This is a genomic window from Oceanobacillus sp. FSL K6-0127 (genome assembly GCF_037983385.1).
In the GTDB taxonomy this organism is placed as follows: Bacteria; Bacillota; Bacilli; order Bacillales; family Amphibacillaceae; genus Oceanobacillus; species Oceanobacillus profundus.
Genome location: NZ_CP150287.1, coordinates 4373523 through 4388542, shown reverse-complemented (window position 1 = coordinate 4388542; position 15020 = coordinate 4373523). Strand labels below are relative to the sequence as shown.

The 15020-nt window shown below is 38.7% G+C and carries 15 protein-coding genes and 1 pseudogene; 15 read left to right on the top strand and 1 reads right to left on the bottom strand.

Features of this window, described 5'->3' with window-relative positions:
- Window positions 1-98: 98 nt before the first annotated feature.
- The 6 genes and pseudogenes from glpX to MHH64_RS21270 form a co-directional block, all read left to right on the top strand.
- Entirely contained in the window at window positions 99-1067 is a 969-nt protein-coding gene (glpX, locus tag MHH64_RS21295; RefSeq protein WP_251660244.1) for a class II fructose-bisphosphatase, read from the top strand.
- A gap of 506 nt (window positions 1068-1573) precedes the next feature.
- Entirely contained in the window at window positions 1574-2854 is a 1281-nt protein-coding gene (gene rho / locus MHH64_RS21290; RefSeq protein WP_095307816.1) for a transcription termination factor Rho, read from the top strand.
- 220 nt (window positions 2855-3074) lie between these two features.
- Window positions 3075-3320, top strand: coding sequence for a type B 50S ribosomal protein L31 (locus tag MHH64_RS21285; protein WP_095307817.1), 246 nt, complete (start codon window positions 3075-3077; stop codon window positions 3318-3320).
- Window positions 3321-3803: 483 nt separating this feature from the next.
- Complete coding sequence (locus MHH64_RS21280) at window positions 3804-4424, top strand: thymidine kinase (protein ID WP_095307818.1); 621 nt, start codon at window positions 3804-3806, stop codon at window positions 4422-4424.
- 70 nt (window positions 4425-4494) lie between these two features.
- On the top strand, window positions 4495-5058 hold the full coding sequence (locus MHH64_RS21275) for a helix-turn-helix domain-containing protein (protein ID WP_095314507.1): 564 nt from the start codon (window positions 4495-4497) through the stop codon (window positions 5056-5058).
- A pseudogene (locus tag MHH64_RS21270) lies at window positions 5019-5885 on the top strand (IS3 family transposase); the annotation flags it as partial. The gene MHH64_RS21275 and the pseudogene MHH64_RS21270, both read left to right, overlap by 40 nt.
- Before the next feature lie 204 nt (window positions 5886-6089).
- Here the strand turns inward: MHH64_RS21270 and MHH64_RS21265 are convergent.
- Complete coding sequence (locus MHH64_RS21265) at window positions 6090-6839, bottom strand: FixH family protein (RefSeq protein ID WP_251660246.1); 750 nt, start codon at window positions 6837-6839, stop codon at window positions 6090-6092.
- Between the two features lie 246 nt (window positions 6840-7085).
- Between MHH64_RS21265 and prfA the strand changes: the two genes are divergently transcribed.
- From prfA to MHH64_RS21220, 9 genes are all read left to right on the top strand, one after another.
- Window positions 7086-8156, top strand: a complete 1071-nt coding sequence (prfA, locus tag MHH64_RS21260; protein WP_095307820.1) for a peptide chain release factor 1 — start codon at window positions 7086-7088, stop codon at window positions 8154-8156.
- Window position 8157: 1 nt separating this feature from the next.
- Window positions 8158-9021, top strand: coding sequence for a peptide chain release factor N(5)-glutamine methyltransferase (gene prmC, locus MHH64_RS21255; RefSeq protein ID WP_340002413.1), 864 nt, complete (start codon window positions 8158-8160; stop codon window positions 9019-9021).
- A gap of 86 nt (window positions 9022-9107) precedes the next feature.
- Window positions 9108-9713, top strand: coding sequence for a stage II sporulation protein R (gene spoIIR, locus MHH64_RS21250; protein WP_095307822.1), 606 nt, complete (start codon window positions 9108-9110; stop codon window positions 9711-9713).
- Window positions 9714-9791: 78 nt separating this feature from the next.
- Window positions 9792-10193 (top strand): hypothetical protein, encoded by a 402-nt coding sequence (locus tag MHH64_RS21245; RefSeq protein WP_340002412.1) that lies wholly within the window; start codon window positions 9792-9794, stop codon window positions 10191-10193.
- Window positions 10194-10376: 183 nt separating this feature from the next.
- Window positions 10377-11402, top strand: coding sequence for an L-threonylcarbamoyladenylate synthase (locus MHH64_RS21240; RefSeq protein WP_095307824.1), 1026 nt, complete (start codon window positions 10377-10379; stop codon window positions 11400-11402).
- A gap of 138 nt (window positions 11403-11540) precedes the next feature.
- On the top strand, window positions 11541-12089 hold the full coding sequence (locus tag MHH64_RS21235; protein ID WP_095307825.1) for a manganese efflux pump MntP family protein: 549 nt from the start codon (window positions 11541-11543) through the stop codon (window positions 12087-12089).
- Window positions 12090-12366: 277 nt separating this feature from the next.
- The gene (locus tag MHH64_RS21230; protein ID WP_251660250.1) at window positions 12367-12969 is read left to right on the top strand and encodes a low molecular weight protein arginine phosphatase; all 603 of its coding nucleotides are present in this window, start codon (window positions 12367-12369) and stop codon (window positions 12967-12969) included.
- Between the two features lie 18 nt (window positions 12970-12987).
- Window positions 12988-14280: a HAMP domain-containing methyl-accepting chemotaxis protein gene (locus MHH64_RS21225; protein ID WP_095307827.1), complete on the top strand. Its 1293-nt coding sequence runs from the start codon at window positions 12988-12990 to the stop codon at window positions 14278-14280.
- Between the two features lie 126 nt (window positions 14281-14406).
- The gene (locus MHH64_RS21220; protein WP_095307828.1) at window positions 14407-14976 is read left to right on the top strand and encodes a TIGR01440 family protein; all 570 of its coding nucleotides are present in this window, start codon (window positions 14407-14409) and stop codon (window positions 14974-14976) included.
- Window positions 14977-15020: the final 44 nt, after the last annotated feature.

Sequence of the window (15020 nt, the reverse complement as noted above, 5' to 3'; positions counted from 1 at the left end):
GTAAACTCACACAGGAACGAAACGATTTCCACATTTTATAGATATGCTTTTGGGATGAGTATATGTAAAAAATGCACCTCTAAAAGGAGATGGAAATCATGGAAAGAAGTTTATCGATGGAGTTAGTTCGCGTCACAGAAGCTGCGGCATTAAAGTCAGCACGTTGGATGGGGAGAGGCGTTAAAGCTGAAGCTGATGATGCAGCAACAATGGCAATGCGTACTGTGTTTGATACAATTCCAATGCAAGGAACAGTAGTAATTGGCGAAGGAGAAATGGACGAGGCTCCGATGCTGTATATTGGTGAAAAGCTGGGAACCGGTGATGGGCCTGGAGTCGATGTTGCTGTTGATCCCCTTGAAGGAACGGATATTGTTGCACAAGGCTCCTGGAACGCACTCTCTGTTATTGCAATAGCTGATAAAGGAACATTGTTGCATGCACCAGATATGTACATGAATAAAATTGCGGTTGGTCCCGAAGCAATAGGCATGATTGATATCAATGCACCAACGATGGATAATCTACAAGCAGTTGCAAGAGCAAAAAATAAAGATATAGAAGACGTTGTTGCAGCCGTGCTTGACCGCCCGCGTCATGCAAAATTAATTCAAGAAATTCGTGAATCCGGTGCAAGAATTAAACTCATACCTGCTGGAGATGTTGCTGCTGCGATTAATACGGCATTTGAGAATACCGGTGTTGATATTCTGCTCGGATCGGGTGGAGCCCCAGAGGGCGTATTAGCAGCAGTAGCACTTAAATGTTTAGGAGGGGAGTTGCAAGGAAAACTTGTACCTTCAAATGATGATGAGATTGAGCGTTGTGTAGAAATGGGGATAAGCGACTTAAATAGAGTATTTTGCATGAATGATTTCTGTAGTGGCGATGATGCTATTTTTGCAGCTACAGGGGTTACAGATGGAGAACTACTAAAAGGTGTCCAATTTAAAGGATCTAAAGCTACCACACAATCTCTGGTTATGCGAGCCAAAAGTGGCACTGTGCGTTTTATTGATGGTGAGCATAGTCTGCAAAAGAAACCGAACATGGTAATTAATTCTTGAATTAATTTTCAGCAAGTAGTTTTGATTTTTTAACTCGATTTTGAATGAAAGCCCACCTCCAGCTAAAGCAAAATGAAAAAAGGAAGCCAGATTTGGCTTCCTTTTCTACCACTATATAAAGCTATGAAAAAGGAAAGTTTTACAAGGGAAACAAAAGATGTACTTGATTATGTCTATTTTCTTAAAAATGATATTGAATATTAGTGATTAAAAGAGTAATATAATATATGTTTAATACAGGCATAACTTGGCTAATCTATTTATACGTTAACTTATACCAGATAAGATTACCAACGGAGAAACTTAATCGATAGACTTCTACTAAAGCTTCTGTTAAACTCTGCATTTCTTCAAGGACGATCCTACCAATAAAAGTGGAATCATTGAAATTACGAATTTATATTAGTTCATTACTGTTGTAGAAGAGCTTTTTCGCAACATTAGTGTAAACGTAGTAAAATAAATCTCTCTAAGAGAAGATGTATAGGAATAGGCGTGGTGATTGAATGGAAGCATTAACAATTTCTAATTTAGAAACGATGACATTAAAAGAAATTTATGCTTTAGCAAAAGAATTTAAAGTATCTTATTATGCGAAATTAACCAAAAAAGAACTTATTTTTGCTATTTTGAAAGCACAGGCAGAAAAAGATGGATTTCTGTTTATGGATGGTGTTTTGGAGATTATTCCTTCAGAAGGATTTGGGTTTTTACGACCGATCAATTATTCCCCGAGTGCAGAAGATATTTATATATCCGCATCACAAATTCGCCGTTTTGATCTGAGAAATGGTGATAAAGTTTCTGGTAAGGTACGTCCTCCGAAGGAAAATGAACGTTATTATGGCTTATTGCATGTAGATGCAGTTAATGGTGAAGATCCAGATTCGTCGAAGGAGCGAGTGCATTTTCCAGCATTGACAGCACTTTATCCGAATCGTGTAATCAAGCTGGAAACGATAACGAACAAACTATCAACGAGAATTATGGATCTCATGACTCCAGTAGGTTTTGGACAGCGTGGATTAATTGTTGCACCGCCAAAAGCTGGGAAAACGATGCTGATCAAAGAAATCGCAAATAGTATTTCGAAGAATCATCCAGAAGCAAAACTTATTATTTTATTGGTGGATGAGCGACCAGAAGAGGTTACCGATATCGAACGCTCTGTAGATCCAGATGTAGATGTTGTTAGCTCCACATTTGATGAAGTTCCAGAAAGTCATATTAAAGTATCTGAACTAGTATTAGAACGTGCAATGCGACTTGTTGAGCATAAGCGTGATGTTATCGTTTTGATGGATAGTATTACGAGACTGGCGCGAGCATATAACCTTGTTATCCCACCTAGTGGACGTACACTTTCAGGTGGTATAGATCCGGCTGCTTTCCATCGTCCGAAACGGTTCTTTGGTGCCGCACGTAACATTGAAGAGGGCGGTAGCTTCACCATTTTAGCAACAGCTTTAGTTGATACAGGTTCTCGTATGGATGATGTTATTTATGAAGAGTTTAAAGGGACAGGTAATATGGAACTGCATCTTGATCGACAATTAGCAGAACGCAGAATTTTCCCTGCAATTGATATTTTACGTTCTGGTACGCGTAAAGAAGAGTTGCTTGTTAACAAAGGGCATCTTGATAAAATGTGGGCAATCCGCAAAACAATGCAAGATTCACATGACTTCCTTGAACGCTTCCTAAAACGCTTAAAAGCATCAAAGAGCAACGAAGAATTTCTGCAATTAATGGATGAGGAAATGAAAAGAAAAGGCATGACGAAATAAATACGTTATCCGTTTAGTATGTATTCAGGAAGAAAGTTTGAAGGGCTAAGGGAGAAATTCGATGTGTCATTTTACCGGATTTTTTGAATAACCTCTATTGCAATCATTCCTTCATACTGTTATAATCTTTCTATGTGAGTTTAGAAAAGGCATTATGCCTATGACGGCTCTTACAATAACTCTGTTTCCTCAGGTCTCAGGGCAAAAAGGAGTGGAAGACATGAAAAAGGATATTCATCCAGAATACAAAAAAGTAGTCTTTCTTGATACAAGTTCAGATTACAAATTCTTGAGTGGTTCAACAAAAGAATCTAACGAGACAATCGAGTGGGAAGATGGTAACACATACCCATTAATCAAAGTTGAGATCAGCTCAGATTCACATCCATTCTACACAGGTAAGCAAAAAGCTGATAAAGTAGGCGGACGTGTAGATCGATTCAAGAAGAAATATAATATGAAGTAAAAAGCTGAAAGAGCTTGTTCAGCGACGAAAAGCATAGGTCAGAAACTTTAGAGCTCCTGAATTTTGGTGCTCGGAGTGTTTATGGGTTATGTCTCGAGTCGCTAGCGCTTGAAGCTGGATTGAAATAAAAGTCGTAGCATGCTTAATGCGACTTTAAGTTAGACGTAAAAGGGCTGAAGTAATTTGTTTTAGCTTTTAAAAGGACAGGCAAAATGTCTCTATTTTGCCTGTTTTTTTACTTTGCAGAAGGGAACGCATCGAACGGTCCTTTATGTATAAGTGCAACGAAGGCATCTGTCCAATGGCTTGCGCTTCAAAGTATAAGGTCTTCAAAAAAAGCAAAGAGCGCTTTCGTAAGCATCCCTTTAACAAATGCCAAACTTTCTAATATTATCCGAAAAAAGGGTTAGTCTTATCGAATATAGTGGTAAACTATACACTGTACATAAAGATTAGCCAACGTTATGAGAGGAGTTCTCCTGCATGTATGTAATGAAGCAAAGTGGTTGGGTTGAAGTCATATGTGGCAGTATGTTCTCTGGTAAATCAGAGGAATTAATCCGTCGTGTTCGCAGAGCGACATATGCCAATCTAACCGTCCGTGTATTCAAACCAGCAATAGACAATCGCTACGATGATACAGCTGTCGTTTCCCATAACGGCTCTTCAACCATTGCTCGTCCGATCCATAATTCTGTAGAGATTCTAGAACATATTGATGACCATGTTGACATTGTTGGGATTGATGAAGTACAATTTTTCGATTCAAATGTTATAGAAATAGTCGAAGAGCTTGCAAACCGTGGAATTCGGGTGATTACTGCGGGTCTGGATACAGATTTCCGTGGTGAACCATTCGGTCCAGTTCCCAAGCTCATGGCATTAAGTGAATCTGTAACAAAGCTAAACGCCATTTGTCCTGTGTGTGGCTCACCAGCAAGCCGTACTCAACGTTTGATTGACGGCAGTCCTGCATCCTACGATGATCCAATTATTCTTGTTGGTGCATCTGAATCGTATGAGCCAAGATGCCGCCATCACCATGAGGTTCCAAAGAAGCCCAAAAGAAATTTTAATCGGAACCTAGAAAATGCAATAAAGTAAAACGAGAGCGCCCAAAGGTGCTGCACCCCAAAAGTTAGAGTAAGAAATCTAAGTTTTGGGGTGTTTTTGCATGGCAAAATATAGTAAGCAATTTAAATTAATGATTGTTAAGGAATATATGGAAGGTCCTCTTGGTTACACTTTATTAGCTAGGAAATATGATATTCCAAGTAAGGCTCCTATTGAAAGATGGGTAAAGTCATATAAAGCATTGGGTGAAGAGGGATTACGTAAAAAGCGTTGTAAAAAGGTTTATTCTGTTCAATTTAAGTTAAATGTACTAAACTTTATGAAACAAACGGGCGCTTCTTACCAAGATACCGCAATAGAATTTCAGATGAATAATTCTACTCTTATTGCGAACTGGAACAAGATTTTCCTTACTGAAGGGATAGAAGGCCTCAAAGAAAAACCGAAAGGACGGCCCCCTATGTCTGGGAAAAGAAAAGCAAAGTCAGTAAAACAAGAGAAAGCAATGAATCGCGAGGAACAATTAGAGCGTGAGATTGAACTTCTTCGGTTGGAAAATACCTATTTAAAAAAGTTAAAAGCTTTTCAGGAAAATCCAGAGGCCTACCTCGAAAAGCACAAGCAGCGTTGGCACTCGAACTCAAGAAAGAAGGATTCAGATTAAAAGATGTACTCCGAGTTGTAGGTATACCAGAGGCAACTTATCATTATCAAGTTAAACAATTGAAGAAAGAAGATACGAATAAAGAGTGGAAAGAACTCATTCATGAATTGTTTAAGAAGCATGAAGGTAAATATGGATACCGTCGGATCCATTTAGAATTAAGAGGCAAGGGCTATAAAATCAATCATAAAAAAGTACAACGGATTATGAGAGAATTGGGCTTGAAATGTATTAAGTTTACACGAAAATCTCGATACAAGTCTTATAAAGGAACGGTTGGGAAGGTAGCGGAAAATCGTTTAAACCGACGGTTTAATACGCCTATTCGTCTACAAAAGTTAGTCACCGACATCACGGAATTCAAGTGTACTGGAAATGAGAAACTTTATTTAAGTCCAATACTAGATTTATATAATGGTGAGGTAATCTCTTATGGTATCTCAAATAAACCAACATTAGATTTTGCGGTCAAGCCACTTAACCAAGCAATAGAAATAATCAAGAGTAAGGCCAAATATCGTACAACCATTCATTCTGATCAAGGCTGGCATTACCAACATATAAAGTGGGTCAAAACGTTGAATAAAAGCAGAATCTTTCAAAGCATGTCTAGAAAAGCCACATGTGCAGATAACGCTGCGATGGAGAATTTCTTTGGGATTATGAAACAAGAAATGTATCACGGTGAAGCATTAATGTCTTATCATGAACTGAAACGAAAGATAGAGAAATATATTTATTACTACAATAACGAACGAATTAAAACGAAATTGGCTGGTTTAAGTCCAGTGCAATACCGAACTCAAACCAGCCAAACAGCTGCATAATGAAAACTCTAACTTTTAGGGGTCACTACCAAATCGGTGCTTTTTGTTTGGGCAGATAGATTAAAACTTTTCTAACTGCATAAGTGCATCTAAGTCATTCACCTAAAGGCTTGTTGCTCCACAGTGCAAGGGCTACTGTTACCTATAAGGAACATAAAAAAGAGCTGATCGTATTACGGTCAGCTCTTAATCATAAATCTTTTGTTATTTAACTACTTCAAAAGTAAAGTCTTGATGCTCATGCAAATTCTCATCATCTTTGACATGAATGTTAATTGTATATGCTCCGGCTTCATCAAACGTATGTGCACCTGTGTATTCCCCTGCCTTCGTTTCAGATGCGTCAATCCACTTTCTTTCGTCTTCATTTTCCGTGTTCCATATTTCATAGCGAACAGTAGCATTCTCGAAGGGTACTTCATCCATTTGTAAATGGACAACAAAATCCACTTCCTCGGCAAGCTTAACTTCATTTAGCTCCATTAAATGGATGACAAAACCTTCTGCATGATGATTGTGATCATGTTCAGAAACATTGTTTGATTCTGCTTGTCCATCACCTACAGTAATGGACTTCTTCGGCATCGTGTGCAAATCTCGTGCTGTTGTATGGGCATAGATTTCATAAACACCATCTTCTTCAAATGTTACTTTTGCTGTATATGTACCGTCCTCATGATTGGTTGACTCCAACATTGTACTGTCGTCTTCATTTCCTGTTAACCAATGTTCAAATACGACTTCATCAGCGTCGGTAACCATTTCATTACCATATGTAACAGTAGCTTTTAATTCAACTGTTTCTCCAACTTCTGCCTGCTCTGGCAATTCAAATTCAACATCTAATGATAGTAGTTCTCCGTCACCTTCATCCACTTGATTATTTGATCCACAAGCTATTAATGTAAAAATACAAACAAGCCAAAAGCCTACTTTTAAATACTTTGGAATCATTAATTATCCAGCCCCATTTTTATTAGTTTTATAAAAATTCAACTTCTAACAACAATCTACCAAGGTTTAACTGCAGCGTCAACAAACAAAACTGTGAACAAATTAAGAAAACACACCATTCCCGCAAATAAGACGCCACCCAATGCCCGAGTACGTCTATCACGTCCTAAAACCACCCGCCACTAATTGACCATGTTCCATGGTTATAATATAATTAGACTGTTAATCAGAAAGAGGTGTACGTGAATGTTAGATCGTTTACAAACATTAGAAGATCGTTATAATAAATTGAATGAGATGCTAAGTGATCCGGATATTATTAGTGATACAAATAAGTTGCGTGAGTATTCCAAGGAACAATCAGGTCTAGAAGATGTTGTTCAAGCTTATCGTGAATATAAAGATGTGACGTCCCAACTCCAAGATGCCAAGGTAATGCTTGATGATAAATTGGATGAAGAAATGTATGAAATGGTAAAAATGGAAATTGATGAGCTAAGTGAATCAAAAGCAGATTTAGAGGGTAAAATGAAAATCCTCCTCCTGCCAAAAGATCCAAACGATGATAAAAACGTATTTATGGAAATTCGAGGTGCAGCAGGCGGGGATGAAGCTGCGTTATTTGCTGGAGATTTATATCGGATGTATTCTCGTTATGCAGAGAGCCAAGGCTGGAAAATTGAAGTAATGGAAGCGAGCTCTACTGGTGTCGGTGGTTATAAAGAAATAATCTTTATGATAAATGGGAACGATGTTTATTCCAAGCTGAAATATGAAAATGGAGCACATCGGGTGCAGCGGGTACCAGAGACGGAATCTGGAGGTCGAATTCATACATCTACCGCGACTGTTGCTGTACTTCCAGAGGCTGAAGAAGTAGAGGTTGAGATTCATGAAAAAGATATTCGTGTTGATACATTTGCATCCAGTGGACCTGGTGGACAAAGTGTAAACACAACAATGTCTGCTGTTCGATTGACGCATGAGCCGACAGGTATTGTTGTTTCCATTCAAGATGAAAAATCGCAAATTAAGAATAAAGAAAAAGCGATGAAAGTGCTTCGCGCCCGTGTTTATGATAAATTCCAACAAGAAGCACAAGCAGAATATGATGAAAACAGAAAATCCGCAGTTGGAACGGGAGATCGTTCTGAGCGTATTCGTACGTACAATTTCCCGCAAAACCGTGTAACAGACCACCGTATCGGTTTGACGATCCAAAAACTTGATCAAATCATGCAAGGAAAGTTAGACGAATTCATCGATGCACTTGTAATGGAAGAACAAACTAAAAAACTAGAACAAATTGGTGAATAAGATGACACACGAACAAAAACAATTCGAAGTCCTGCGCTGGGCTTCTCTTTTTTTAGAAAAACATCACCGTGAATCTAGAGTTGCAGAGATACTTTTACAATATTATTTAGGAGTAGATCGGCAGCAATTTTACATGCTGATGCGAGATCCTGTTCCAATTGAGATTGTGGATAAATTCAAAGCAGCTGTTGAAAAACATGCAAAAACTGGTATCCCTGTCCAGCATTTAATAGGCCATGAAATATTCTATGGCAGAGAATTTATCGTGAATGAACATGTACTAATTCCAAGACCAGAGACAGAAGAGCTCGTTCAGCATATTATTCAATCTACTGACACATCGGGGGGAGACCCACTGACGATTATTGATATTGGTACAGGAAGTGGCATTATCGCAATTACACTAGCATTAGAAATACCGAATTCGATTGTGTACGCTACAGATATTTCAAAAAACGCGTTAGAAGTTGCTGAACAAAATGCCAAGCAGCTAGGAGCAGATGTTCATTTTCTGCAAGGGGATTTTTTACAGCCTGCAATTGAAAAAGACATCCAGGTAGACATCTTAGTGTCCAATCCACCGTATATTGCAAAATCAGAAGCTCCTGAGCTATCGGATACAGTGAAAAGATTTGACCCGGAACTAGCGCTGTTTGCTGATGCCGATGGACTAGCCGCTTATCAAACAATAATTGCTCAGGCACCACAGGCTACAAAAAGACCAGCACAATTAGCGTTTGAAATTGGGTATGAACAAAGTGAAGCAGTTTATGCACTTATTCAAGAAACCTTTTCAGAAAGCACCATTAATACAATTCAGGATATTAATGGCAAGAATCGGATTGTCTCAGCAAAGATAAAATAAATATAAGAATTTGCTAGAATACTAGTTTAAAATCATTTTGACCTGTCCATACTGGCAATTAAGGAGTTGGAGAGGAGAATTACGAAATGAAAAAGCTAGTATTTTTTGTACTTATATGTTTTGTATTATATTTTTCGTTGCCATTAAATGGAGTAAGCAAGGAACTAAAGAATGAAGAAGATTATCAAGTAATTCCAGATGAAGCAATTCGTTTGCGAATACTTGCAAATAGTGATAATGAGCAAGACCAAGCGCTAAAACTTGAAGTCCGCGACCGTGTTAATGAAGTGGTCACAGAATGGGTACAGCACATTACGGATATCGATGAAGCGCGTGCATTAATTGAATCTCGTATTCCAGAATTGGAACAAATAGTCAAAAGCACAATTGATGAACAAGGAACAGAGAATGATTACAGTGTCGAATATGGAAAAAATATAACATTTCCAGCGAAGCTTTACGGTTCCTTTTTATATCCAGCTGGTGAATACGAAGCAATTTTAATAACGTTAGGAGAAGGAAACGGCTCAAACTGGTGGTGTGTATTATTCCCGCCTCTCTGCTTTCTCGACTTTTCAGGAGGCACAACGGTAGCGGAGGCAGCAGACGCAGATACCGTAGTAGAGGAAGAGGTTGAAGAAGAAGAAACGGAAATTAAATTTTTCTTATTTGAATGGTTTGGCTGGTCATAGTCTCTCTAGTAAATGCATAGAATGGAAGAAAAGGTAAATCATAATTCTATTAAAAATTTATTTGTAGAGGTGAGACTATTGAAACTCATTCTTGCGAGAGACGTGTCCTATGAACAATTGGAAGCATTTTTTAACAAGAATCCAGATGTGAATAAAAATAGGGTATTTGAAAATGGTTATGTGGTTGAATTGAATAATACAATTGAAGGATGTTTTATTCTAGACCAAGTAGAAGAAGGCATTTACTGGCTGAAGCAGCTGTATATTACGCAATCAGAAGCTGGAAAGCTCCCGTTTTTATTGGAGGCCATCTTAGTACTTGCAAAGGATCGTAATGCAAAAAGTGTTTATGTTCATAGCCATCAGCCTGTAGTAGACTTGCTGTTAGAGGCCCTGCAGTTTTATCCACAAACTCAAAGTCTATCAGAGGAAAAATATCCTGTAAAAGGTGGAAGTTGGTGGGCATATAATGTTTCTTAATGATTATACACATTATCCACAGTCTCTTGTGAATAATGTGTTGGGAAAATGTTTATAAGTATGTGTATTTGTGGGTAACATTCATTTGGATGTGTATAAGTGTCACTTCCAAATTTACGTTATCCACATTTTGCGTTATGTGCCTCAATCCTCTAGAATAGAATTAAGAAATGAGGTAGCAAAATGATAGAAACAAAACGCTGGAATATACAAAATGATGAAAGCTATAATAAGCAGTCTATTGCTGAAGCTGCTACACTAATAAAAGAAGGTAATACCGTTGCGTTTCCTACAGAAACAGTTTATGGATTAGGGGCTGATGCAACCAATGAAGCAGCTGTTGCGGAAATTTTCAAGGCGAAAGGACGTCCGCAAGATAATCCATTAATTGCACATGTCGCAACTGTGGAACAATTGAGACGACTTGTGGATAACTTACCGACTTACGCTGAAAAACTAATCGATGCATTTACTCCTGGTCCACTTACATTTGTTCTTCCGAGTAATGGAGCATGTGCGGAAAATGTTACTGCGGGGTTATCTACAGTCGGAGTTCGGATACCTGATCACCCAGTAGCACAGCAGCTTTTACAGTTAGCTGACATACCAGTGGCAGCACCAAGTGCCAATCTCTCTGGTAAGCCAAGTCCGACAAACGCTGAACACGTGTGGGAAGATCTTCAAGGGAAAATTGCTGGGTTAATAGATGGTGGACCAACCGGTGTGGGTTTGGAATCGACAGTAATTGATTGCACACAGGATATCCCCATTATTTTACGTCCTGGCGGAGTGACGAAACAGCAGCTCGAAGCGGTTGTGGGGACTGTTATGATCGATCCTGGTCTTGCAAATGAAAAGGAAAAGCCGAAATCGCCAGGGATGAAATACAAGCATTATTCACCAGAGGTACCTTTATTGCTTGTAGCTGGTACGGCAGCACGAATGCAAGCAACGATTGATGAGCAGCAAATAAAAGGGAATCGGGTTGGAGTATTAGCTAGTGAGCAAATAGCAAGGCAACTGCACCGCGTGGAAATTCGCAACCTGGGAGCAAATTTACATGAGATTGCATCTAACTTGTATGATGGTCTGCGAGCTTTTAAACAAGGGGATGCAGATGTTATTATTTGTGAGGCATTTTCCGAAGAAGGAATCGGCCAAGCGGTTATGAATCGCCTGAAGAAAGCAGCTAGTGAAATCATACGTTAGATGTAGTCTAAAGCTCGTTGGTGACCATAGTTCTAACCTAATAAACCTTCATATAGAACAGGAATTTTAGTGAAAGACATTCATATCTTCTGTTGGACATGCATATAGTTAACAAGCATGTCCAAGGGGGATTTGTGAATGTTTTTTTCTGGTGAAATCGCATCATTACTCGTTGTTTCCATTGCGCTTGGTATGGATGCATTTTCGATTAGCCTTGGGATAGGTCTCGTAAAATTACGTTTAAAACGAATCGCTCTTGTTAGCATGACCATCGGTGTTTTCCATATCATCATGCCGTTTTTCGGAATAATGCTTGGAAAAGTGATTTCAGAACAAATTGGAAATTTAACAACTCTAGCAAGTGGTGCTTTATTGTTTGGTATAGGTGCGCAAATGTTTTTCTCCGCATTTAGCCATGAGGTGCAGAAGAGAATGCGTCCAATTGGGCTAAGTCTGCTTTTAATCGCATTTACGGTTAGTTTAGATAGCTTTACTGTAGGACTGGGTCTTGGGTTATCAGGTGTTCATGTAATTCTAACTTTAATCCTATTTGGCATTAGTAGTGCTTTTCTTGCGTGTCTCGGAATGCTGCTTGGCAGAAAAGTACAGAGCTATCTTGGTGTATACAGCGAACTACTTGGTGGCAGTATCTTATGTTGTTTTGGATTATATATGTTATTTAGCTAATAGGAGATTCCGGCTGGGTGCTGGAGTCTTTTTTTGACAAAAACAATCTTACTTGGATAAGTACAACTAAGCTATTCACTCAGGAAGCTTGTGCTCTAAAGTTAATAGTTAAGAGTTCTTAAGTAGGGTAAGAACGCTTTGGTAAGAATCCTTTTAATGAATACCCAGTATTCTAATGAAGAGCTTTAATTGGAAAGGAAAAGTAAATTATTTTATCTAACAAGTTAATTGGAAATATGGTATATTTGTCGTAGAGTTCCAAGATGGAGGGCGTTTCATGAATATATTATTTGTCTGTACTGGAAATACGTGCAGAAGTCCAATGGCGGAAGCTTTATTAAAGGAAAAAATGCCCGAAGCAAGCACGCAATCCGCTGGGGTTTTTGCGAGCAACAATCTACATGCCAATGGGTTTGCGATTCAATCCTTGCAAGAACGTGGAATCCAGTGCGAACACAAATCACAACCAGTGACGAAAGAATTACTTGATTGGGCGGACGTTGTGTTAACAATGACTACCGGGCACAAACAATCATTGATTATTGACTTTCCCGATTATCAGAATAATTTTTATACGCTAAAAGAATATGTTTCAGAAGCCGATAAACAAGTATGGCAGGAATTGCAAAAGGCGTATGCAGATCTAGAAGTAAAACGTGCCCTATTTATCCAACAAAATAAGGGTGAAATGGACAGAATAGAGCTTCAGCAACAACTTCAGGAGTATCTAAGGCATGAATTGGCAATGATTCGGGGGCTTGAAGCGAATTTGATCACGTATGATATTTCTGACCCATTTGGTGGAAGCTTGGAAATTTATCGGGAGACGTTGAAAGAACTAGAAAAATATATTGACCTGCTGATTAAAAAAATACAGTAGTAGTCGGAGGAGAACGGCATGGAGAAAAGCTATAAGTTTAGTTTACGTTTGAAACTCGTAATCTTTACGACCATATTGGCCATTATAACATATACATTTAGTGCGCTATTCATTTATGTATTATATGATTATGTACAAGCCTATTGGTCTATTACAATCGAGTGGTATACGATTATTATTTTGCTGCTTGGAGTTATTTGGTCTGGTATTCTGGCATTCTTTGCAGCGCGAGTAATTACAAAGCCGATGGAAAGTTTAGAGAAGGTTGCGTCCGAAGCGGCGAAAGGAAACTTAAATCAAGAAGTACATATTCCGAAGTCACATGATGAAATTCGTGATCTTTCCATAGCTGTCGATACTATGCTAAATAACCTAAACGCAATGGTACATAACATTGATAAGCATTTTGAAAGTACGAATGAGACTGTTATTCAGATGAAAGAAGCATCTCATTCAGCGGCACAGCATTCCGCTGCTATAGGTACTTCGGTCTATGAAATTTCCAAAGGTGCGGAAAATTCCTCAGAAGCAATCCAGAATACGGCAGAGGCTGTAGAAGTTGCTACTGAGCTAGCCAAAAAAGTGCAGGAAAAAGCAGAACAATCGAAAGTTAAATCAAGTGCAATGCTTGAGACACTCAATGAAAGTAAAATTGTCGTGAACCAGCTCGTAAAAGGTATACAAAAATTAGCACAAGATCAAGAACTTTCTTTAAAAGACGTTGATCACTTAAAGCAAAATGCGATACAAGTTGAATCGATTATCACAATGGTTGGTGAAATCGCAGAACAAACGAATCTGTTAGCATTGAATGCATCCATTGAAGCAGCACGTGCCGGGGAGCATGGAAGGGGATTTGCTGTTGTTGCCGAGGAAATCCGCAAGTTAGCTGATCAAAGTGCTCAAGCAGTACAGCGCATTTCTAGTTTGATAGAAGCGATTCAAGAAGATGTGAATTTAGTTGTAAGAAAAATAAACGATAATGTTATGTACGCAAAAAAAGAAGCAGAAAATGGAGAAGGCACGAACAGAACAATTGAGCAAATGTCTGGTTCGGTAAATGATGTGGCATCGGAAATTGATATGATTACAAGTCTTGTCGATAAGCAATTAGAATCGATTCAGGATACGGTAAGGCAGTCACAAGAGGTTGCTGCGATCGCTGAGGAAACATCTGCAGGAACAGAGGAAGTGAATGCCGCTATTCAGGAGCAAGTTTCCACGATGGAACAAGTAGACCAGCTAGCTCAAAAGATGGAAGAGCAAGCTCAAAGTTTAAACAAGCAAATTAACCAATTTAAGGTTTTCTAACATCTATTCGCTTAACAATGGTCATACGGTACTATTCTTTGTACAATTAGAATTAGGTGTACATTTTTAGGACGTAAACTTGGGTCCTTTGATGCTTGACATAAATCAATGGAAGGTGAAGAATAAATGGCATATGAAAATATACAGCAAGATATGACCTCAATTGTTGTGCAATGGATGAAAACGGGTTATTTGCGACGTGATGAATTATTTGTAGTTGGATGCTCTACAAGTGAAGTTGCCGGTAAGCATATTGGAACATCTGGAAGCGAACAGATTGCAGCAGTTATTTTTAAAGCGTTACAAGTATTACAGCAACAAACTGGCATTCGTCTTGTATTTCAATGCTGTGAGCATTTGAATCGAGCACTTGTAGTTGAAAGAGAAGCTGCCACTGCCTATCAGTTGGAAGAAGTTTCCGTTATCCCAATTCCTGCAGCTGGTGGATCGATGGCTTCATATGCATATAAGCATATGGAAGATCCAGTTGTGGTTGAAACAGTGCACGCGCATGCGGGAATAGATATTGGAGAAACGATGATTGGGATGCATTTAAAGCATGTAGCTGTTCCACTTCGATTTAACGAGAAATTCATTGGGAATGCGCGTATTACTGCCGCAAGAACTCGTCCAAAACTAATTGGTGGTCACCGAGCAAATTATGAGAATACAAGATTGAATGATAGCTGCAAATAAGTTATTAATGGGAGAATCAATCTCCTTATAATATAGTTTAAAAG